We start from the raw sequence: 21,079 nt of genomic DNA, 5'->3' as shown, positions 1-21,079 counted from the left end.
CTTCTGGTTTGATCTGACTTCTGGTCTGCGATTATAGAACGTAAATCCAGTTGCCCCAACGGCTTTCTTCTTTAGAATACCCCATCGTCACCCCCGCGAAGGCGGTGATCTACTGGTGGATTCCCACCTGTGTGGGAATGACGGCAAGCTGGTAAATTCTGCTTTGCTACTTTCCTGAAAGCTTCTCAAAAAGAGCCCTACATTAATAAGGTGCAGCAATGAGTGTTGATACGTCGATTTTCTATGATCCGAGCACACTGTTTGGGCAATTAAAGTCAGCCTGCAAAGATGACTGGCAGGCTTATTGTCATCATGAGTTTGTGCAGCGCATTGGAGACGGCACTTTGCCGCTGGAATGCTTTCAGCACTATCTGCAACAGGACTACCTGTTCTTGCTTCACTATGGGCGGGCTTATGCGCTGGCTGTGTATAAGTCTGACAACCCGGAAGATATGCGGGCGGCTTCTGAAAGTGTTGCTGCTGTACTGGCTGAAACCGAAATTCATTTAGCCTACTGCAAACAATGGGGCCTGACGGAACAGGATGTCATTCAGGTGCCGGAAGCCCGTGCCAACATGGCGTATACCCGTTACGTGCTGGAGCGTGGTATGGCGGGTGATATTCTCGATTTGCAGGTCGCCCTGTCGCCCTGTTCCGTGGGGTATGCAGAAATCGGTGAGCGGCTTATCAATGATCCGGCGACCAAGCGGGAAGATAACCCCTACTGGGACTGGATTCAGGTCTATGGAGGAGATGAGTTCCTTGCCGGTTCGGTAAAAACAGTAGAAACCATTGAACGTCTGGCAGAGTCCCGCTTTACAGACAAGCGACTGGTGTCGTTGCAAAAGACCTTTCAGGAAGCAACACGGCTGGAAATCGGCTTTTGGGATATGGGTGTCAACTGCTCGTTCTGACGCTTGTTGACAGATAGTTGTCGACAGATGTTTGCTTATAACAATGTCAGCGCATTGTAAGAGTGCCTTGGCAGCCTTTCAATATCGGGTATTTGATGATGCCCGATATTGTCACTTTATGAAATTAAACGACGAATAATGGATGTTTTTGACCGCGTTATGGACGCTTTCTGATAGTGCCTTGGCAGAGGCTTTTTTGTGACAAAATTATGACAAAAAGCGACCTGTAAAACCCCTCCAAAGTAATAAAAAAATTACATTTTATCTGTAAAAAACAGTGATTTTGGTGATTTTTCATACATGAAAATGACTGCATCCTGAAGATTTTACATTACAACAAGGTTCGGTTTTCTGTTGTCTGGTGTGTTGTTGGGTATGTAGTGTCTGTTTGTTTTGTTCGTGCTTGTTGCACTCCTTGCTCTCTTGTTAGGTAGATACCGTAAGGAAATTAAATTTGCAAATAAGGGTATTTGTTTTTGTGATGTGACGCTCGTGCAAGATGCTATTCATAATCGCCTCACTGCCGCTGTGCAGGGATGGTTGATTCTCGATCCTGTACTTAACAAAAAATAGCGGCTGTTATTTTGCCACACAACGCATATTAGTCAGGAGTTAGCAATGCAGAAGAAACTGCTTGCCACAGTAGTAGCATCCCTCGTTGCCGGTCAGGCAATGGCTCTGGAAGTATATAACGACGACACCACCAGCCTGAGCATCGGTGGTCGTGTTGGTCTGGTTGCTGAAAAAGCAAACGGCAAAAAGGCCGAAATGAACAACGACAGTGCTCGTTTGAACATGAAGTTCGCTCACAAGTTTGACAATGGCTGGACTGGTCACGGTGTAACTGAGTGGGGCTTCCGCGCTCAGGACGAGTACAAGGGTGGCGAAAAGAGCGATACCTTCTTTAACCGTCTGGGTTTCGTTGGTCTGAGCCACGATGAAATGGGTTCTATCCATGCTGGTAAGAACTGGTCTGTAATGTACGACGTTTCCGGCTGGACCGATATGTACGCTATCGGTGGCGGTAATGCCATGGGTATCTACAATGGTCGTAATGGTGGTGACACCGATGGTTCCGCTCGTGCTGACGACGTTCTGCAGTACCGCAACAGCTTTGGTGGCCTGAACGTAGGCGCTCAGTATCAGCTGGCTGGTGATACCCAGTTCAGTGAAACTCATGGCCGTACTTTCAAGCGCAACGAAGGCTATGGTATTGCTCTGAGCTACGACCTGCCAATGGGTCTGTCTCTGGGTGCCACCTACTCTGAAACCAAGTACAAGGATGAGAAGGGTACTGACTTCGCAGGTCAGGACAAGGCCAAGTCCACCACCTTCGGTGTTAAGTTCGACAACGAAATGGTTTACGCTGCTGCCATGTACGGTGAGTTCCGTAACGTAACTTCCGTAGACTCCGGTCTGGATCAGAAGTCTACCGGTATCGAACTGTTTGCTCAGCTGAACCTGCCACAAGTGATGGACGGTTTCGCGGTATACACTGGTTACAACCAGTTGGACGCTGACAAGGCTCAGAAAAACAAGGGTAAAAACAGCACTACTAAAACCGACGCTCAGTTCAAAGAGTACGCTCTGGGTGCAGTATACAAGACTGGTCCAATGCAGTTCGCTTTCGAATGGGCGACTAGCCGCGATAAAGACGTAGCTGGCAACAAAGACAAAGACGACACCTACTCCATCCAGGCTCGCTACTACTTCTAAGTTAGTAGCTGTCTAGGACAGTGTCTCAAAAAGCTCCGTGGCGAAAGCTCCGGAGCTTTTCTGTTTCTGGTCAGGTCAAATCCTTTTTCTCTACCCCCTCAGTTTTTTCCAGCAGTGAAGAGACAATCAGGCGTTCGAGTTTGTCGATGCGGTCGTCAAACCTTTTCTCCAGTTTGTCGAAGCGATCGTCTATTTTTTCAAACTTGGCATCAATTTTATCAAACCTCTCATCATGCTCTGCCAGTCTGCGCTCTATATCGCAAAGCTTCCGGTCAACCTGCCGCTGCTCTTTGAGGATAAGACAGACAACGTCGTGTGTTCCATGAATCACCACATCCCATTGTGCCTGCTGGATTTCCAGAGCTTCCACTCGCTGTTCAAGACCCATGCTTCTGACCTCTTATTGTTTACGGGTGTTGTCAGGATAGCTGTGGTAGCGGTCAGTGATGCCTGATTCTCTCTACAATCCACGTTTTTATCAGAGCCTGACGGCTGATGCCGATAGTGCTGGCTTCCTTGTCCAGTTCATTAACAACCCATGCAGGAAAATCGATATTAACCCTTTTAGCTTCGAGGTTTGGTCGCTGGGGATTGTCAGTATCGAAGTATTCCAGAACGTCTTCACCATCATCAAATTTTTTATCAATGTCTTTAGCTTTCATAAATGTCCACCTCATTTTTTCTGGACCGACGCACTGAGATAATTCTTAGACTCTCTCCTCGCTTTGTCGCTATGGCTGTCCAGTGCTTTGTCCCTATTTGCCCAATGAACAGCAACCGCTTTTCATCAGTTTTTACCTTCGATGGCAGACAGACAAGTTTGTCGTCTTCCCATAGAGTTGTTGCTTCATCGAAGTCGATACCATGTTTATCCTTGTTGGTCAGACTCTTGGCTTCATCGTACTCAAACTGAGTATTTCCCATTTATCTATACCATTATAGTGCCTGAAAGGATAAAATTAGTATATTTTATGGGTCGATCAAGATGATTAACATAATATGGAGCAGTGCTGGTACTTACAGTTTAATAGCAATCTCTCTGCTGCACTGATCGGATAAACAACGGTTCAGCACCTCCGGCAAAGCCTCTCCTTTGCACATCCAACCCTTTACCCCTTCATCAAAATCAAAATGAAACCCGCCACTTTTTGCCGCCAGCCAGAGTTGCAGCAAAGGTGTCTGACGACTGAGAATGATTTGGCTGTCGTTGGGGCAGGTCAGAGTCAGAATCCCGCCTGAGGTTTCATAATCAATATCCAGCTCCTGTTCTTCAATGGCGTCTTCAATGGCCATCATCAGTTCATCAAGGTTCTGGTTAAACTGGTTTTCGTTCATCGCGCTGCTCAGTGAATCATTCAGTATTTATTAAACTGGATGCGATTATTCCCTAGAGTCAGGGGATGTTCCACAGTTATACTGTCGGGATTGATGATAAAGCTGATTTTAAAAGGAATCCTCCAATGACAGCGCCTTTTAAATTAACAATAAAAGCAATGACGGCATTGGTTTTCTGTACCTTCCTGCTCGCAGGCTGTGGGCAGAAAGGTGACCTGTACCTGCCGGAAGACGCTTCTGCCCCTGCACTCACGCAGCAGTAACATTTTCCGCTCATGGTTTTGCCCGCTCATGGCTGCTTGAGCCTGAAGCAGTAATTGAAATAACAAGAGATAAGACAGATTCATGGACTGGTTTTCCTATCGTGATGGTGCGCTGCATGCCGAGCAGGTCGCAGTGTCACGTATCGCTGAACAGTTTGGCACGCCCGCCTATGTGTATTCCCGGGCAGGGTTAGAAGCGGGCTATAAAGCTTATAAAGAGGCTCTGAATGATGTGCCTCACATGATTGCCTATGCGGTAAAAGCCAATGGCAACCTGGCGGTGCTGAACCTTCTTGCCAGCTTGGGAGCAGGCTTCGATATTGTTTCCGTGGGAGAACTGGAGCGGGTTCTGGCTGCCGGTGGCGATCCTGCCACAGTGGTGTTTTCAGGGGTAGGGAAACAGCATAACGAGATTCAGCGCGCCCTGGAAGTGGGTGTGCATTGCTTTAACGTTGAGTCTGAAACGGAACTGGATCGCATTCAACAGATAGCAGAATCAATGGGCAAACGGGCTGCAATTTCACTGCGGGTAAACCCTGACGTTGATGCTCAAACCCATCCTTATATTTCCACTGGCCTGCGTGACAACAAGTTTGGCATTGATATCAATCATGCGCTGGCGGTTTATCAGCGAGCCGCTGAGATGCCAAATATTGAAATAGTGGGGGTGGATTGCCATATCGGTTCCCAACTGACCAGTGGTGAACCTTTTATTGATGCACTGGACCGGTTACTGCTGCTGGTCGATAGCCTGCAGGCGCAGGGCATTGAGCTGAAGCATATTGATATTGGCGGAGGGCTGGGTATTGCCTACAACGATGAAACGCCCCCGACCCCATCGGATTACCTGAATACGGTTAAAGCCAGGCTGCAGGGACGGAACCTGAAACTGGTGGTTGAACCCGGTCGTTCCATTGCCGGGCAGGCAGGGATTCTGCTGACGGAGGTGGAGCTGATTAAACGCACCGATCATAAGAACTTTGCCGTGGTAGATGCGGCCATGAACGATTTATTGCGTCCGTCTATCTACAGTGCCTGGCATGGCATTGAACCGGTGGTACCTGATGATAGTAAAGAAGCGCTGGTTTACGATATTGTAGGGCCAATATGTGAAACCGGTGACTTCCTTGGCAGGGGCAGGGTGTTGCGAATAGCAGAAGGTGACCTTCTGGCAGTGAAATCGGCAGGGGCTTATGGTTTTGGCATGAGTTCAAACTATAACAGTCGTAACCGTTGTGCCGAAATCATGGTGGATGGTGATCAGGTTCATCTGGTCAGACGCCGTGAAACCATTGCTGAACAGCTGGCACCCGAAAGCGTACTTCCTGATAGCCAGTGAATGCCCGGAAGGACAGAACGAGTTTTTTTATGCTGTTACACTTTACAAAAATGCATGGGCTGGGTAACGACTTTATGGTGGTGGATATGGTCACCCAGTCGGTGCGCCTGCCTCCGGAAAAAATCCGCCGACTGGCAGACCGTCGTTTTGGTGTTGGCTTTGACCAGCTGTTGATTGTTGAACCGCCTACTGATCCGGATATGGACTTTCGCTACCGTATTTTCAATGCTGATGGCAGCGAAGTGGAGCAATGTGGTAATGGCGCCCGCTGTTTTGCCAAGTTTGTCCGGGATAAGAAGCTGATTGGACGCGACACAATTCAGGTACAGACTGCGGGTGGGAATATTGAACTGAAAATTCTCGCCAACGGTGAAGTGGCTGTTGATATGGGTGTTCCCAGGCTGCAGCCCGGAGATATCCCGTTCAAGGCGCAGGAACAGCGCCCTACCTACGACCTGCGTATTGATGGCGAGGACTTTGAGGTCAGTGCCGTCTCCATGGGTAATCCCCATGCCGTGTTGCAGGTAGATGACGTCAACCGTGCGCCTGTAGAACGGCTGGGCTCGCTGATGGAAAAACATAACCGTTTCCCCAAACGCTGTAACGTAGGGTTTATGCAGGTTCTGGATCAGGCTGAAATCAACCTCAGGGTCTTTGAACGGGGTGTTGGTGAAACCCTCGCCTGTGGTACCGGTGCCTGTGCGGCAGTGGTTGCCGGGCGGTTGCAGGGACTTCTGGGTGACGAGGTTCGGGTCAACCTTCCGGGGGGGACATTGAACATTCATTGGTCGGGAGAAGGTCACTCGGTTATCATGACTGGAACGGCCACCAGGGTATTTGAAGGACAGACCCGCTTATGAGCGATTCAGCCACTCCGGAGTCCAGTACAACCATTCCGGCTCTTTCCCATGAGAGTACCCATGAAAGTCCTCATGAGAGTCCCCATGACAATACCCGTGATGAACTGACTCCAGCGGAAGTGGCTGACTACCTGCAGCAGAACCCTGAGTTTTTTATGGGGCAGGATGAACTGCTGATGTCGTTAGCCCTGCCCCATCATCGCGGTTCTGCCATCTCCCTTTATGAGCGACAACTGGCGCTGCTTCGTGATCGTAACGATGAATTGAAGCAGCGACTGAACCGTCTTGTCAGTGTGGCTCATGATAATGACCGGCTGTTTGACAACTCCCGCCGACTGGTACTGGCTTTAATCGAGAGCAACGATCTGGAGCAGGTAACAGAGACACTCCGTGACGGTCTGGAAAACGACTTTGGTGTGGAGTTTCATGCGCTTATCCTGTTCAACAAACAGCCGGTTGAGAGTCCGGTTCGCACCGAAAATCAGGATGTTGCCAACTCTGTGCTGGGTGATCTGCTGGTCAGCCTGAACGGTGGTCAGAAAGTGGTGTGTGGACGTATGGCGGAGAAAGAGCTGGAGTTCCTGTTTCCGAACGATCATCCGAGTATCGGTTCTGTTGCACTGTCACCACTGAATTTTCCTGACTCTGTTGGAGTGCTGGCACTGGGCAGCCGGGATGAAAATCACTTCAGGGCGTCTATGGGGAATCTGTTTCTGGGTTATTTAAGCGATGTTCTCTGTCGTGTGTTGAGCCGGTTTCTCTGATGTCGTTTCAGCAGACATCCCTACAGAGAGACCCTTTACAGAAAGACATAAACGCCTTTCTGGATTATCTGAAGTTTGAGAAAAACAGCTCCCGGCATACGCTGGCAGCCTATTGTCGTGACCTGAAGAAACTCTCGGACTGGCTGGCCTCGCAAAATATCAGCACATGGCCTGAACTTTCTGAAAAGCGGCTCAGGCTCTGGCTGGCAGAGCTGCATGGTAATGGTTTGCAGAGTAAAAGCCTGCAGCGATTGCTGTCTTCGGTACGCAGTTTGTTTCGATACCTTAACCGTCAGGGAATCGTTGAAGATAATCCTGCCAAACTCCTTTCTGCCCCTAAAGCCTCAAGAAAACTGCCCGTCACGCTCGATACTGACCAGATGGACGCGCTGCTGAATAACCGTGACGATGACCCTCTGGTTTTAAGGGATCAGGCCATGCTGGAGCTGTTTTATTCTTCAGGGCTGCGGCTGTCTGAACTGGTAGGGCTGAACCTTGACAGCTTTGAAGAAGGCTTCCAGCGGGTCAGCGTGCTGGGTAAAGGCAGCAAAGAACGCATTGTTCCCGTGGGGCGCAAAGCCAGAGAAGCCATTCAATTGTGGCTTTCTGTCAGGGCGATGCTTCCGGTAAAAGACGAACAGGCGCTGTTTCTGTCGAAGCGGGGCGAACGGATCAGCCATCGACAGGTGCAGAACCGGGTCAAACGACAGGCCCGGGAACAGGGCATGCCGACGTCTGTTCATCCCCACATGCTGAGGCACTCTTTTGCCAGCCATCTGCTGGAATCCAGTGGCGACCTGAGAGCGGTTCAGGAATTACTGGGACACAGTGATATTTCCACCACCCAGATTTATACCCATCTGGATTTTCAGCATCTGGCAGATGTGTACGACAAGGCTCATCCGAGAGCCCGTCGTAAAAAAGGTAAAGATTGAACAGTTAAGCTGCTTTTAATGTTTTGACTGCCCGGTGGAACCATTGGCGGGGCGGGTTGTCATAACCATTAATGGATTAGCCTTTACAAAGAGCAGTTAATGGATTTACCACCTTCATCTCCGACAAGTAGACAAACACCTGTTTCGTTTTCGTCTCAGTCTCAGGAAAAGGGCTCCTCGCCTGACGTTGCTATCACGAAGCCTGACAAAAAGGTGTGGGATTCCTGTGACATATCATCAAACCTTTCCAGGAAACATCTGGCACAAAGACCTGTTAAGGAATGGGCGGTTTATGGCCGCCTGGGGCCTGGTATATGGAGTTATCTGTTTGAGCGAGCTGTTTCAGAGGCCAGGGAGAAGGTTGAAAGGGAGGGCTGGTCAGGAAAAGAACTGATTTCTTTTTTTGAAGCGAAAAGAGGAGAGATTGCCAGGGAAAGAGAAACGGAGGATGCCGATAAGTTTGGTGTCCGGCGTGACCTGTCGGAAGATAAGGAAAAAAATATTCTGACCCTTACCCAACTTTGTTCCAGTCTTTATTTTCACGCCATGGAAAGGGCTGTATCACTGCCTTATGACGGTGAACATTTTGTTGAAGAGAATGATTCTGACCTGATCCAATTATTCCGTAAGAGCTTCAGGGGACATCAGGATTCGCTGCGTTATGGCCTTGTTATGGGGAATATTGATGGCGAGGGTGTTCCTTTAACCCAGTACGTGTTTTGTCCGAGGATCAAAAAGCATCGCCGATGCGAATCTGAAGACTGGTTTAGCGCAAATGATCTGTGTTATGTCGGTGACAAAAAAGAATCAGCCGTCTGGCTCCATACCCATGAAACACTGATCGCTCCGGTGATGAGTCATATTGAACATCTGGTTGACAGGGGGCTTAAAGGCGATATGACTGTTATTCCGAAAATTCACTGGTGGTATGTTCATCTGGCTCCGACCCACCGTGGCAGCGGGGGAATTGCGGAAATGCTGACGAATACGCTCTGTCGCCGTTACGGGATTGACCTGCCCCCATGGAGAGAGGGAGTGGCACCTTCCGTGGAAGTACTTCTTGAACCCGATGAAGAGCGTTTCTGTCAAAACTATCATCAGCTTTTCAGTGAGAACCAGGACTATCTTAAGGAAGTCTTTCAACGGAATGATGCAAGTGTTCCGCTTGCGTCATCTGATCTGTAGTTGATATTCCTCAGTGCAGAATCCACAAATACCAACAATAATCTTAAGCATCGACAAGGCTCCACAGGAGTAATTCAGATGCCTGCGAATACTGTTTTTCACCTCGGTATTACCCGCGACCAACTGCAGGGTGCAGAGCTGGCGATTGTTCCCGGTGATCCGGCAAGGGTTGAGCGAATTGCCAGCCAGATGGATAACCCAACGTTTCTCCACAGCGTACGTGAATACACTTCCTGGCTGGCCTGGCTAAATGGAAAACCGGTTGTCGTCTGTTCCACCGGCATCGGTGGGCCATCAACGTCAATTGCCGTAGAAGAGCTTGCCCAGTTAGGTATTACAACGTTTCTACGGGTAGGTACAACCGGGGCAATTCAGGCACACATTGACCCCGGGAGCCTGATCATCACCAATGCCTCGGTTCGCCTGGATGGTGCCAGTACTCACTTTGCCCCGATGGAGTTTCCGGCAGTTTCTTCATTTGAATGCACCGAGGCTCTGGTGTCAGCCGCTCGTTCAGAGTCTGCTGATTATCAGGTGGGAATAACGGCTTCCTCCGATACCTTTTATCCGGGGCAGGAACGTTACGACACGGTTACCGGGCATGTTATCCGCCGTTTCCGGGGTTCGATGGAAGAGTGGCAGGCGCTGGGAGTTCTGAATTATGAAATGGAGTCGGCAACGCTACTGACCATGTGTGCCGCCTCAGGGCTGAAGGCCGGTTGTGTTGCAGCTGTTATTGTTAACCGGACGCGTCAGGAAATTCCTGATGAATCCAAAATCGCGGAGGCAGAAGCCAGGGCGGTGAAGGTGGTAGTGAATGCGGCTGGCCTGTTGTTGAATCAAGACAAGCACTGAGGGGGCTGGAACTTACACGCGAACTCTTTGTCTGACTATCTAGTACATTGTTTCATTACGTTCAATCCAACCTGCGTGATCCATCAATCTCATTGAAATGATGTACCAGGTATCAGTTCACAATAAAAGGATGTTGTTAGTATGGAGCCGAATTCACCATTAGATCCAAAAGGTTATGTACCAGGTTACTTTATGAACTTGGAAGTCGCCGATAATGCCGGTGATAAGGGAGTGCAGAAAATAACGGTTGAGGTGGGTACCCTTAAACAATTAGGTACGAATGAGGATTATTGTACTGTCAGCCATCCAAAAAAAGAACTCGATGAAAGGGTCACAAGTGAAGTAGCTGTCCCGTTAGGTGATTTAGAACTGTCATCCGTACTTAGCAGCACGGAAGCAACCAGAGATTACGTTGCTACTACAGACAATAAAAAGCTTGCTTTGAGTCAGTTGATTGAGGCGATCAAAAGTAAAAAAAGCGGGAAGGAGAGGGAAGACTATCTGTTCATGGTCTTTAGCGCTAAAAAAGTTGATCAGTGGGCTGAGTACATAAAAGAAATCGTTGGGGAAATATATCAGTTAAAGAGTCAGGCAGAAGCCAAAGGCATAGAAATAGCCTCTGATGATCGTGACCTGAAAGATTTAACCAGACTGGCTGAAAACCTTACGTCACTCAGGTCATTCAGCAGGCAATATTGCGCACGCTGGACGGTAAATATTTCAGGAATGGTTGATGCTTACAATGAATCAATGCCTGAGGTGGAAACTTTTCTAAAGCGATTTAAGCAAAGCTGATTACCAGAACCCTCTATAAAAACGGCCATGCAGAGTGAACACTGTCTGCATGGCCTTTTTGATTATGGAGTCACGGAATCAGTACAGTGGATGCAAGGTAGTACCCCGTCAGTGTCACCAGAATAACGCCGATAATATTCAGGGCAAACCCGGCCTTGATCATATCAATAATCTCCAGCTTACCCGATCCGAAAACAATGGCGTTAGGCGGTGTTGCTACCGGCATCATAAAGGCACAACTGGCAGCCAGAGCAGCAGGCACTGCCAATAGAACAGGATCTATACCCAGAGAAACACCTAAAGCTCCCATTAGTGGCAGGAAGCCTGCGGCTGTTGCGGTGTTGCTGGTCAACTCGGTCAGGAAAATAATCACGGTAACGACAAAAGCCACAACCAGCAGAATAGGCAGACCACCCACAATACTCATGGCATCGGCAATCCAGTCGGCCAGGCCGGTAGACTTGATCAGTGCTGCCAGAGTTAAGCCGCCACCGAACAGCAACAGCACACCCCAGGGAATTTCACGTGCCTTGTCCCAGGTCAGTACGTAAATGCGCTCATCCCGGTTGACCGGAACGATAAACAGACTGATAGCCGCTGCAACAGCAATCCCGGCATCTGACAGCCCCGGAATATAATCTTTCAGCAGTGGACGGAAGATCCATGCCAGGGCAGTCAGGGCAAAGATAATGCCGATGCTTTTTTCGCCGCGGGTCATGGGTCCCAGATCATCCAGCTGTCCTTTAAGCACTTTGCGCGCATCCGGACTTTCAATGTCGTCCATCCTGAAACTGAATTTGGTCAGCCAGAGCCAGGTGGCTACAAGCATCAGGAATGAGATAGGAAGCCCCACCATCATCCACTGGGCAAAACCAATATCAATGTTGTAAGTTTCACTCAGAAAAGCCGCCAGCAAGGCATTCGGCGGAGTACCGATCAGGGTCGCAAGACCGCCAATACTGGCACTGTAGGCAATAGCCAGCAGCAGCATTTTAGCGAAACGCGCTCTGCCTTCCTCAGAACCGCTCATCATTGCAGCCACTGACAGGCCAATCGGCAGCATCATGGCGCTGGTGGCCGTATTGGAGACCCACATACTCAGGAAGGCGGTTGCCACCATAAAGCCTGCCACCTGCCGGCTTGGTTTGACCCCTGTGGCGAGCATGATACTCAGTGCAATGCGTTTGTGCAGATTCCAGCGCTCCATGGCCACACCCAGCATAAAACCACCGAAGAACAGATAGATGGTCGGGTTGGCAAAGGGGGCGGTTACTTCCCGAATGCTGGCAACGCCCAGCAGTGGAACCACAACGATGGGTGTCAGGGCTGTCACGGGTATAGGTACCACTTCCGATACCCACCAGATAGCCATTAAGGTGGCGACCCCTACCATATACCATGCATCCTGGGTCATTCCCTGGGGTGGTGGTGTGATGATGGTCAGAAGAAGAATGATCGGGCCGGTGAACAGTGATACCCAGTAAGATAATCCGGGCGCACCGCGAGTGAAGGCGGAAGTGGCTGTTGTCATGCAGACCTCCAGTTGTTGTTATGGGTGTCAGTGTGCTGGATTGGGGGAATAGTTTGTTGATCTGGATCAGTTTTGGGGGAGGTTGTGCAGAATTGTTGTTCAAATCTGTGAAGGTCTGTTTTGTAAGGCGCATTCCACCATGCAACAAAACGGCCCCAGGCAGAACCCCGAATGGTAGCAGAGGCAGCAATAGCACCCAGAATAAATTTTATCAGTACAACGGTAAGCTGACGCTTATACTTTCTTTTGAGCTTTTTACGGCTCTGTTCTTTTGTAACCGAAGAGATCAGGTATGAGTACATTAACCGACAAGCCCGGCATATCCATCATCAAGGCCGGGTCTCTAAAAATGAATGACCTGAGCCTGACGCTGAATGTTCCGGGTTTGATAAGCCACATATCAGAGCAGGCAGTAACGAACGACAAAAATGTCCTGTCTATGGGGCATTTCACCATGAGACCGGGCGAAGGATTTGAGTACACCTACAACACTGTTGAATGCAAGGTGATCACAAAGGGCAAGATTGTTATACGAGACAAAGAAGGTAATAAGCACACGGCAGAGGCAGGAGATGTAATCGTGTTCTCTCCGGACGTAACCGTCTATTTTGACGGTGAAAGTGATGGAGAAGCCATTTACATCGGACACAGGGAGCTTGACCAGGATTTTGCTCTACCCAAATGATTTTAATCTGATCAGTACTGTTTTTTCACAGTACACCTGTTGCAGCCTGAGGCCGCAATAGGGGCTGGTCTATACAGGGATACCTGCCGGACCGGCAAAGGGTGCGGTCACGACTAAGAATAAATTTTATCAGTACAACATAAACTGACGTTTATACTTTCTGTGAGCCTTTTACGGCTCTGTTCTTTTGTAACCGTAGAGATCAGGTATGAGTACGTTAACCGACAAGCCAGGTATATCCATTATCAAGGCCGGATCTGTAAAAATGAACGACCTGAGCCAGGCGCTGAATGTTCCGGGTTTGAAAAGCCACATGTCAGAGCAGGCGGCAACGACTAACAAAAACGCTTTGTCTGTAGGGCATTTCACCATGAGCCCGGGCGAAGGCTTTGAGTTCACCTACGACTGTGTTGAGTACAAGGTGGTCACAAAAGGTAAAATTGTTATGCGGGATACGGAGGGCAACAAGTACACGGCAGAGGTTGGAGATATTATCCTGTTCTCTCCAGACGTAACCGTATATTTTGACGGGGAAAGTGACGGAGAAACCATTTATACCGCGCACAGAGACCATGCTCAGGATTTTGCTCCACCTAAATGATTTTTAATTTGTATTGTTTTTTCACAGTACACCTCTATTGCAGCCTTAGGCCGCAATAGAGGCTGGTCTTTACAGGGATATCATCAGATCATCTGCCTTCTGGGGCTTTTTCAACTCTTTGTGTTCATACAGAAAATCCGCTACTCGCTGATAACGCCCCGTATCCTTTGCCGCAGGGCGACGCGCCAGGTGAGGAATGGTGTCGTACCATGCACGTTTATTCAGCTCATTATCCAGCTGACGGGGATTGGAGTCCCTGAAAATTTCCCAGCCTTTGTCCGGGTTGTTGGCAATAAACTGTGCGCCCAGCTCAACGCCACGAAGGAAACGACGAATGGCGTCTTTGTCGTGCTTATCCCGGTTGGCAATAAAGATCAGCTCATCGTAAGGAGGAATACCATTTTCCTCGTAATAGAACATCTTGCCTTTACTGCCCGCCAGAATCAGCTCATTCAGCTGAAAATTACGGTACGCACCGAGAATGGCATCAACCCGTCCGGTCATCAATGAAGACGACAGGTTCCAGCCAACGTTCACCAGTTGAATATCGTCGTAACCAAAACCATGAGGGTTGAACAGGGTATCAATAAACGCTTTGTGGTTACCGTTTGTGCTGACACCAATGGTTTTGCCTTTCATGTCTTCAAGGCTTTTGATTTTGCCTTCTTCCAGAACAATCAGGCCATCCAGAGGGGTCGCTACCAGGGTGCCGGCCCAGACCAGCGGAAGCCCTGAATCCACGGCATAACTCAGGGCATGCTGGTAATACACTGCAATGTCAGCATTACCTGCTGCCACCAGTTTTGGGGGCAGGTTCGGGTCAGCTGGTTCCTGAATGGTGACGTTAAGACCTTCCTGTTCAAAATAACCCTTCTGCTGCGCCACAATAATGGGTGCATGGTCGGGGTTGATAAACCATTCCAGCATCAGGGTCAGGTCTTTGTTTTTCTCAACGGGGGCTGCGGTTACCACCATCGGCAACAACACTAAAATGAATGACAATAGTCGTTTAAGCACGTTTCAAATCCTAATGTATTAGTTCTTTACGTTTTAGAGAGTTGTTTTACCGGGCTGTTTCCGTCTGCCAGGGAATCCACTTCTTCAGCAAATGATCTGTTATGAAATAAAGGCTGACGGTACAGGTAGCCAGAACAGCCAGGGCCGCAAACATCTGGTCTACCCAGAGTCGGGCATTAGCCTGCATCATCATATAACCCAGTCCGGCACTGGAACCTACCCACTCTCCCACGACGGCACCAATCGGAGCCACCACGACTGCGACCCGCAAACCCGATGCCAGTGCTGGCAGGGCAGCAGGCCAGCGGATGTAACGGAGAATGGCAAAGCCGTTGCCGCCCATGGTGTGTGCCATTTCCAGCCACTCTTTATTAGTGTGTCGCAAGCCGTCATAGCAGCAGGTAGCCACCGGGAAGAAAATCACAAGGATGGTCATCACCACCTTGGAGGCCAGCCCGTAACCAAACCAGAGCATCAGAATGGGGGCCAGCGCAAATACCGGGATGGCCTGGGTAATCAGCAGCAATGGCAACAACCATGGACGCAGGCTGCTGAAATACACCAGCAACAAAGCCAGCAGAACGCCCAGGCTGACGCCAAGACCCAGACCAAGCAGCATCTCTGTCATGGTGACCAGCGTGTTATCCCAAAGCAGACTGGCATTGTCGTGCATGCTGAGGGCAACCTGTGTGGGACCGGGCAGAATATAGCTGGGCATTTCCAGCACTCGGACCAGGGTTTCCCAGCCCAGCAGCAAACCCAGTACAACAATCAGAGGACGTATCATCAGGCGGCCTCCTCATGACGCAGCCGTTCCAGCAACTGACCATGCAGGGACATCAGCTGACTGTTGTCCAGTGAACGGGGTATTGCGCCGGGAGGAACTATGGGGTCGGTCAATCGGGCAGGATGTCCCTGCAGGTGGTAGACCTGATGCCCCAGGCGCAGGGCTTCCAGCGGATCGTGGGTGATCAGCAGTACCGTACGGTTATGCAGCAGTTCGCAGGCAAGGTCCTGAAGGTTTAGCCGGGTGATGGCATCCAGGGCGCCAAAGGGTTCATCCATCAACACCACCGGACGGTTTTCCATCAATGTGCGTGCCAGTGCAACCCGCTGTCGCTGACCACCGGAAAGGTTCTGTGGCAGCTCCTGCACCTTGTCACTGAGACCCACCCGGTTGAGTATGTCTTTTGCCTGTTCCAGATGTTCAGAAGCCACTTTCTGGCGACGAAACACCGGACTGCGAAGACGCTGTCCAAGGGTGATGTTGTCGAGCACTGAAAACCAGGGCAGCAGCAGATCCTGCTGCGCCATCCAGGCGATGCGCTGGTTCAGCTCAAAACCATCCTGACACAAGGCGGTACCCGAGACTGAAACGTCCTGACTACTTATATTCAGACCGGCAATAAACCGCAGCAGACTGGTTTTACCAACACCGCTGCCCCCGAGCAGGCAGGTCCACTGCCCGCCCTTAAGGGTTAAATTCAGTCCGGTAAAAACAGGTTTGCTGTCGTACGACAGTGAGGCACCCTTGATAATAACGTCAAACATCACCAGTTCCGGTAGAAGTGGTGTACCGGGCCATGACCCTGTCCAATGTTTAACTCGTCAGCCTTGGCAATGGCTGCCGCAATGTATTCTTTGCCCCCCTGAACCGCCTCACTCATGCTGTAGCCTTGTGCGAGCAGTGCTGTAATGGCGGAAGACAGGGTACAGCCTGTGCCATGGGTGTTACCGGTTTCCGTCCAGGGGGATTCCAGACGGTGCAGGGACTGACCATCGTGGTAAAAGTCTACGGCCTTGCCGCTTTCCACCTGGCTGCCTGTCAGATGACCGCCTTTCAGAAGTACCGCTTTAGCACCCAGCTCCAGCAGTGGTTCAATCATATCCAGCATTTGTTGGGTATTTTCCGGCTTGTCCTGCCCCAGCAGAACAGCGGCTTCGGGCAGGTTAGGTGTAATCAGGGAAGCTTTAGGGATCAGGACTTCTTTCAGGATTTTAATCGCTTCACTCTGCAGCAGAACGTCACCGCTGGTGGCGACCATGACCGGATCAACCACCAGGCGTTTTACCTGGTAATACTCAATGCGTTCAGCAACGGTTTCAATCACTTCCGGCTGGCTGAGCATACCGACTTTTACGGCTTTTACATCAAGGTCGGACAGGACAGAGTCAAGCTGTTGATGAATGAAGGCAGGGTCAACGTCGAAGATTCCCTGAACACCCCGGGTATTCTGGGCGGTCAGGGCGGTAATCACACTGCAACCGTAAGCGCCCAGAGCCGAGAAAGTTTTCAGGTCAGCCTGGATTCCGGCACCGCCACCGCTGTCTGATCCGGCAATGGTCAGGGCAATGGGAGTGGATAGGGTTTTATCAGTTATCATCGGTTCGGTTTACTCCTTCCGAACTGACGATGGAAACGTTGAGGCAAGCGATAAAAGCAGCTGTTTATAAGGCAACGATGAATCGCTTGTTCGTCGGTTTCCTACGCCAGCATTATCTGGTTCAGGTTCAATGGGTATTTCTCAGCGATCTTTACAGGCCACACCCCAACCAACGCGTCGAGTCTATTGGGTTTGGAGGTTTGTGTCTATATTCGCAACCCGGAGTGCCTCTGACCGAACTTCAGGATTGAAACCGTTGAGTTGGCTGGAACCAAAGGTGATTCAGACTGTCAAACCTGATGCTAATGTATTCGGCCTAAAAGCAAAAGGAGCATTTAAGATGCATACAGGACGTAGTCATGCTCTGTCACAGCCGCCATCTCCACCACGGCAACCCCCATCGGCAACGGTCGCTTCAGATTGTGAACAGCCTGCAGGCAGTGGCGGTTGCATTACCTTTCAAAACCAGGAAGGCAGATTATTACCAGCTGCCACCCGGCCTGATGCCGTTACTCCCGGCGGAGACCGTAAAGTAACTCCCTCAACCTCTGCGGTTATTTATGTAAACTCTGGTCAAGATACTTTCGGACACTCATCGCCTGGAGGGCAGGGAGAAAACGTTCATTCCTCAGCAGGAGCATATGCTTTCCAGGCTTTTTTACAACAGCATGGCAATGATGGGATGCCCTCAGAAGTTGAAGGCAGTTTCGCGTTAACTTCAGACGCTGATAGTACGCAGGTTCTTTCTGCTGAAGAGTTTAAAGAAATGCTCTTAAGTGGGAAGGTCTTTTCTTCGGGGGTCTGTTATATAGTAAAAGGTGACATTGACCTGTCTGGTGATACCCGATTAAAAACACTGCCCGATCACCTCATTGTTTTAGGTGAGCTGAATCTTGAAGATTGTTACGCACTCAGAAACTTCCCCAAAAATCTGTATGTTCAGAAAGACTGCATAATAATCAGCTGCTTTAACCTTAAGGCTCTGGGGGAAAGGCTCATTGTCATGAATGACTTTGATGCCAGCGGGTGTACAGAGATCACTGACCAAACCGGAAGTATGTCAGTTCATGGAAATATTAATATGACGGGATGCGGTAGTCTGAAAACCTGGACAGGCAAGACACAATGTAAAGGCAGTTTCTATCTGACAAGATGCGTAAGACTGGCGTGTCTGAAACATATTGAAGTTGAGAATGATGTTGATTTATCAGGCTGCTACCAGCTCAGGATACTGCCTGAAAGCGAGAGGGACTTTAAAGTCGGTGGGAATATTGTTTTGTCAGGTTGTAAGCGCCTCTCCCCCCTGCCAGAGTACATTATCTCTCAGGGGGACAGTGGGAATAGCAGAATCCGGTATATAACGATAGATAACTGGGACAGCATTCCACGTTGTCCCGACGAGAGGGATCGGGCTTTTAATGAGAACATAAAACTTGCCTGTCAGCCTCTTGATAACGCACCCGATGAAACCTTTGATGACTTTACCAAAGCGTTTGGTTTTTGGAGCAGGAATGCGCAATCCGGACAATTGGCACCTGGTATTGAACATCTTAATGACTCAGACAAGGGAACTTTGGTTGAATACATGGAACACCTTACCAGAACCGCAGAGTATCGAGTCAGTCCTGGTTCTCTGGCGCAACGCGTTTTGAATGTACTTCCTCTTATATCTGAGGATTCTGACGGTGAAATAAGAGCGCGAGCCCTTGATACTATGTACTCAGCTATCATCACTTGCGGTGACAAGGTCATTCTCGCACTGAATGATCTTGAGTGTTTAACCCTGTTGGTCCTGTCTGAAAGACGGTTAGAGGGTTGTAATGATCCTGATGAAGCAAAATCCACAGCCAGACAGATGTTGTACCTTAGAAAGATCAAAGAGCATGCCCGCAAGTTTGCGAACGAAAAGGACCTGGATGATGTTGAAGTCGAACTGACCTTGCATCTCGCTTTTCAGAAAGAGTTTAACCTGCCCGGGCAGACGGTGGAAATTGAGTCAGGCTATGACTACGAGCTGGATGAAAGACGTAAAAAAGAGATACAGGAGACGATTAAGAATGAATGTACAGAAAAGGAGGTTGAGGAATATCTGAAAAACTGGCCGTTCTGGCAACAGTTCGAGCGCAGTCAGGACATTCCAGCCTTCGATCAACTTCCGGTTGCGTATGTCACAAGCATCAGGGAATACTGCGATCTGACGAATGAGGAAGTATCAGAAACGACGCAAATGGTGCTGTTACCCGAACCTGAAGATATCCAGCTAACTTATGAGGCACTTTGCGAGACTTATAAACGTTATGGCACGAACCCTTATACCAGACAGCCGCTCGACTGGAACAAAGTCAGGCGAATTCATTCCAGACCGGGGGTGGTATAAAGGTACTCGACTATTTTAATTGCCCAAAAGGACCATTGCAGGCCAGCTCAGGATGCTTTGGTTTATAGGGCAGAAAGAAACGGTGCATCTCTTTGATGTCGTGTTCTTTGTTATCCGTGATGGGTAGTGGATGACCGAAGACTGCTTTTCGATGTTTAAAATCAAAGGCAACAGGGATGACAGGTATCTCTGCCCCTTTGGCAATATGGTAGAAGCCGGTCTTCCAGCGCTCTACTTTTGAACGAGTGCCTTCCGGGGTGATGACCAGCACAAACTCATCCGCTTTTTTGATCTGTTCAATGCTGGCGTCTACCCGGTTCAGGGACTCGTCCCTTTTGATAGGAACGCCACCTAATCCTCGCATCAGCACACCCAGGGGCCAGAAGAAAAGTGAGTGTTTGGCAAAAAACTGCAGTTTCAACCCAAGTGCCAGCTTGACGGCGATGCCGACAGCGAAGTCCCAGTTAGAGGTGTGATGAGCGACAATAATCACATATTTGCTGGCAGCAGGGGGGCGGCCTTCAATGTGCCAGCCTCCTAAGATTCGAAGAATAAGACGACCAATGGCGGCTTTTACCGGCTCTTTTGCCGGCTCTTTTACCGGAGTAGGATGTAGCTGATGTTTATCCATTAAAACTGTGTTTAATCTGTTTAGGGGAGCTGGGGGGATGCCTCAGCGCTGACATTTTTTGCAATAAAATGTACTTCGATTGCCCAGCCTGCTTTCAATAACAGACGATTGGCATCGTGTACATGGCTCACCGGTACGACCATAAACGGTAAGCTGCTGTTTGAAGTAACCGGGTTTTCCATCACCGCCGACAAAGTCCCTCAGGGTGGTTCCTCCCTGTCTGATGGCATCTGCCAGAGTGGTTTTGATGCAATCCGTCAGACGTTCATAACGGGCTCTGGAAATTTTCCCCGCTGGCCGGTCCGGGCGGATGCCCGCTTTAAACAGCGCTTCATTGGCATAAATGTTACCAACGCCAACGACTACATGGCTATCCATGATAAAGGTTTTTACTGCCTGAGATTTATTTCGTGACAGGCGATAGAGCAGGCTGGATGAAAAATCGTCACTCAGGGGTTCTGGCCCCAGTTTATTGAGCAGTTTATGTTCACTGACAGGGGCGCTGCTCCACAATACTGCACCAAAACGACGGGGGTCGTGGTAACGCAGGCAGGCACCATTGTTGAAAAGTATGTCAACATGGTCGTGTTTTTTAACGGGTTCGCCTCTGTTGGCCATTCTCAGACTGCCTGACATGCCCAGATGAATCAGCAGGTTACCACCTTCGACTTCAAGCAACAGATATTTTGCCCGGCGCTTGACCGACTGGATAACCTTGCCTGTCAGCAGCCCGGAAAGGTTATCAGGAACAGGCCAGCGCAGTTTCGGGTTGCGTACCTCTACGCGGTTGATGGTTTGTCCGACAATGTGCGGTTCTATACCACGGCGGGTGGTTTCGACTTCGGGCAGTTCTGGCATGGCGTTCCACTTAAGTAAAAATCCCATGGACGAT

The 21,079-nt window shown here is 49.7% G+C and carries 24 protein-coding genes and 1 riboswitch; of the genes, 13 read left to right on the top strand and 11 right to left on the bottom strand.

Features of this window, described 5'->3' with window-relative positions:
- The first annotated feature begins 218 nt into the window (after positions 1 to 218).
- Positions 219 to 914 carry a thiaminase II gene (gene tenA, locus V5J35_RS10405; RefSeq protein ID WP_354011160.1) on the top strand — a complete coding sequence of 232 codons (696 nt, stop codon included), beginning with the start codon at positions 219 to 221 and terminating at the stop codon, positions 912 to 914.
- A 618-nt stretch (positions 915 to 1,532) separates the two neighbouring features.
- Positions 1,533 to 2,630 carry a porin gene (locus V5J35_RS10400; protein WP_354011159.1) on the top strand — a complete coding sequence of 366 codons (1,098 nt, stop codon included), beginning with the start codon at positions 1,533 to 1,535 and terminating at the stop codon, positions 2,628 to 2,630.
- 70 nt (positions 2,631 to 2,700) lie between these two features.
- Here the strand turns inward: V5J35_RS10400 and V5J35_RS10395 are convergent, their stop codons facing one another.
- From V5J35_RS10395 to cyaY, 4 genes are all read right to left on the bottom strand, one after another.
- Positions 2,701 to 3,018: a hypothetical protein gene (locus tag V5J35_RS10395; protein ID WP_354011158.1), complete on the bottom strand. Its 318-nt coding sequence runs from the start codon at positions 3,016 to 3,018 to the stop codon at positions 2,701 to 2,703.
- Positions 3,019 to 3,070: 52 nt separating this feature from the next.
- Complete coding sequence (gene brnA / locus V5J35_RS10390) at positions 3,071 to 3,292, bottom strand: type II toxin-antitoxin system BrnA family antitoxin (protein ID WP_354011157.1); 222 nt, start codon at positions 3,290 to 3,292, stop codon at positions 3,071 to 3,073.
- Positions 3,282 to 3,554, bottom strand: coding sequence for a BrnT family toxin (locus V5J35_RS10385; protein ID WP_354011156.1), 273 nt, complete (start codon positions 3,552 to 3,554; stop codon positions 3,282 to 3,284). Before V5J35_RS10385 ends, brnA begins: the two co-directional genes overlap by 11 nt.
- Before the next feature lie 93 nt (positions 3,555 to 3,647).
- Positions 3,648 to 3,965 carry an iron donor protein CyaY gene (gene cyaY, locus V5J35_RS10380; RefSeq protein ID WP_354011155.1) on the bottom strand — a complete coding sequence of 106 codons (318 nt, stop codon included), beginning with the start codon at positions 3,963 to 3,965 and terminating at the stop codon, positions 3,648 to 3,650.
- A 125-nt stretch (positions 3,966 to 4,090) separates the two neighbouring features.
- Here cyaY and lptM point away from each other — a divergent pair, with 125 nt between their 5' ends.
- The 8 genes from lptM to V5J35_RS10340 all read left to right on the top strand — a co-directional run bounded on the left by lptM (position 4,091) and on the right by V5J35_RS10340 (position 10,961).
- A complete protein-coding gene (gene lptM / locus V5J35_RS10375) occupies positions 4,091 to 4,228 on the top strand; it encodes an LPS translocon maturation chaperone LptM (protein ID WP_354011154.1) in 138 nt (45 codons plus the stop codon).
- Between the two features lie 82 nt (positions 4,229 to 4,310).
- The gene (gene lysA, locus V5J35_RS10370) at positions 4,311 to 5,567 is read left to right on the top strand and encodes a diaminopimelate decarboxylase (RefSeq protein WP_354011153.1); all 1,257 of its coding nucleotides are present in this window, start codon (positions 4,311 to 4,313) and stop codon (positions 5,565 to 5,567) included.
- A 29-nt stretch (positions 5,568 to 5,596) separates the two neighbouring features.
- The gene (gene dapF / locus V5J35_RS10365) at positions 5,597 to 6,427 is read left to right on the top strand and encodes a diaminopimelate epimerase (RefSeq protein WP_354011152.1); all 831 of its coding nucleotides are present in this window, start codon (positions 5,597 to 5,599) and stop codon (positions 6,425 to 6,427) included.
- Positions 6,424 to 7,191 (top strand): DUF484 family protein, encoded by a 768-nt coding sequence (locus V5J35_RS10360; RefSeq protein WP_354011151.1) that lies wholly within the window; start codon positions 6,424 to 6,426, stop codon positions 7,189 to 7,191. Before dapF ends, V5J35_RS10360 begins: the two co-directional genes overlap by 4 nt.
- Positions 7,191 to 8,126: a tyrosine recombinase XerC gene (gene xerC / locus V5J35_RS10355; RefSeq protein WP_354011150.1), complete on the top strand. Its 936-nt coding sequence runs from the start codon at positions 7,191 to 7,193 to the stop codon at positions 8,124 to 8,126. Before V5J35_RS10360 ends, xerC begins: the two co-directional genes overlap by 1 nt.
- 213 nt (positions 8,127 to 8,339) lie before the next feature.
- Complete coding sequence (locus tag V5J35_RS10350; protein ID WP_354011149.1) at positions 8,340 to 9,311, top strand: hypothetical protein; 972 nt, start codon at positions 8,340 to 8,342, stop codon at positions 9,309 to 9,311.
- A gap of 78 nt (positions 9,312 to 9,389) precedes the next feature.
- Positions 9,390 to 10,166, top strand: coding sequence for a uridine phosphorylase (gene udp / locus V5J35_RS10345; RefSeq protein WP_354011148.1), 777 nt, complete (start codon positions 9,390 to 9,392; stop codon positions 10,164 to 10,166).
- Between the two features lie 141 nt (positions 10,167 to 10,307).
- The gene (locus V5J35_RS10340) at positions 10,308 to 10,961 is read left to right on the top strand and encodes a hypothetical protein (RefSeq protein ID WP_354011147.1); all 654 of its coding nucleotides are present in this window, start codon (positions 10,308 to 10,310) and stop codon (positions 10,959 to 10,961) included.
- A 70-nt stretch (positions 10,962 to 11,031) separates the two neighbouring features.
- On the opposite strand, the gene V5J35_RS10335 is transcribed toward V5J35_RS10340, so the two are convergent.
- Positions 11,032 to 12,492, bottom strand: a complete 1,461-nt coding sequence (locus V5J35_RS10335) for an SLC13 family permease (protein WP_354011146.1) — start codon at positions 12,490 to 12,492, stop codon at positions 11,032 to 11,034.
- A 292-nt stretch (positions 12,493 to 12,784) separates the two neighbouring features.
- Here V5J35_RS10335 and V5J35_RS10330 point away from each other — a divergent pair, with 292 nt between their 5' ends.
- Together V5J35_RS10330 and V5J35_RS10325 are read left to right on the top strand one after the other, a co-directional pair.
- Positions 12,785 to 13,177: a cupin domain-containing protein gene (locus V5J35_RS10330; protein WP_354011145.1), complete on the top strand. Its 393-nt coding sequence runs from the start codon at positions 12,785 to 12,787 to the stop codon at positions 13,175 to 13,177.
- A 208-nt stretch (positions 13,178 to 13,385) separates the two neighbouring features.
- The gene (locus V5J35_RS10325) at positions 13,386 to 13,778 is read left to right on the top strand and encodes a hypothetical protein (protein ID WP_354011144.1); all 393 of its coding nucleotides are present in this window, start codon (positions 13,386 to 13,388) and stop codon (positions 13,776 to 13,778) included.
- A 69-nt stretch (positions 13,779 to 13,847) separates the two neighbouring features.
- Here the strand turns inward: V5J35_RS10325 and V5J35_RS10320 are convergent, their stop codons facing one another.
- The 4 genes from V5J35_RS10320 to thiD are packed head-to-tail and all read right to left on the bottom strand — an operon-like array spanning position 13,848 to position 17,179.
- Positions 13,848 to 14,795 (bottom strand): ABC transporter substrate-binding protein, encoded by a 948-nt coding sequence (locus tag V5J35_RS10320; RefSeq protein WP_354011143.1) that lies wholly within the window; start codon positions 14,793 to 14,795, stop codon positions 13,848 to 13,850.
- 46 nt (positions 14,796 to 14,841) lie between these two features.
- Positions 14,842 to 15,582, bottom strand: coding sequence for an ABC transporter permease (locus tag V5J35_RS10315; protein WP_354011142.1), 741 nt, complete (start codon positions 15,580 to 15,582; stop codon positions 14,842 to 14,844).
- Positions 15,582 to 16,346 carry an ABC transporter ATP-binding protein gene (locus V5J35_RS10310; RefSeq protein WP_354011141.1) on the bottom strand — a complete coding sequence of 255 codons (765 nt, stop codon included), beginning with the start codon at positions 16,344 to 16,346 and terminating at the stop codon, positions 15,582 to 15,584. Before V5J35_RS10310 ends, V5J35_RS10315 begins: the two co-directional genes overlap by 1 nt.
- Positions 16,346 to 17,179, bottom strand: a complete 834-nt coding sequence (gene thiD, locus V5J35_RS10305; protein WP_354011140.1) for a bifunctional hydroxymethylpyrimidine kinase/phosphomethylpyrimidine kinase — start codon at positions 17,177 to 17,179, stop codon at positions 16,346 to 16,348. The genes V5J35_RS10310 and thiD overlap by 1 nt, the downstream gene beginning before the upstream one ends.
- 81 nt (positions 17,180 to 17,260) lie before the next feature.
- A riboswitch (TPP riboswitch) is annotated at positions 17,261 to 17,357 on the bottom strand.
- 162 nt (positions 17,358 to 17,519) lie between these two features.
- Between thiD and V5J35_RS10300 the strand changes: the two genes are divergently transcribed.
- On the top strand, positions 17,520 to 19,556 hold the full coding sequence (locus V5J35_RS10300) for an NEL-type E3 ubiquitin ligase domain-containing protein (RefSeq protein ID WP_354011139.1): 2,037 nt from the start codon (positions 17,520 to 17,522) through the stop codon (positions 19,554 to 19,556).
- Positions 19,557 to 19,566: 10 nt separating this feature from the next.
- Here the strand turns inward: V5J35_RS10300 and V5J35_RS10295 are convergent, their stop codons facing one another.
- Positions 19,567 to 20,187, bottom strand: coding sequence for a lysophospholipid acyltransferase family protein (locus tag V5J35_RS10295; protein ID WP_354011138.1), 621 nt, complete (start codon positions 20,185 to 20,187; stop codon positions 19,567 to 19,569).
- Positions 20,188 to 20,229: 42 nt separating this feature from the next.
- Entirely contained in the window at positions 20,230 to 21,045 is an 816-nt protein-coding gene (gene mutM, locus V5J35_RS10290; protein ID WP_354011137.1) for a bifunctional DNA-formamidopyrimidine glycosylase/DNA-(apurinic or apyrimidinic site) lyase, read from the bottom strand.
- Positions 21,046 to 21,079 lie beyond the last annotated feature (34 nt).

The organism is Endozoicomonas sp. NE40 (assembly GCF_040549045.1).
GTDB classification, from domain to species: domain Bacteria; phylum Pseudomonadota; class Gammaproteobacteria; order Pseudomonadales; family Endozoicomonadaceae; genus Endozoicomonas_A; species Endozoicomonas_A lisbonensis.
Note: the sequence above shows the minus strand (reverse complement) of the source record. Positions and strands in the feature narration are given on the sequence as shown.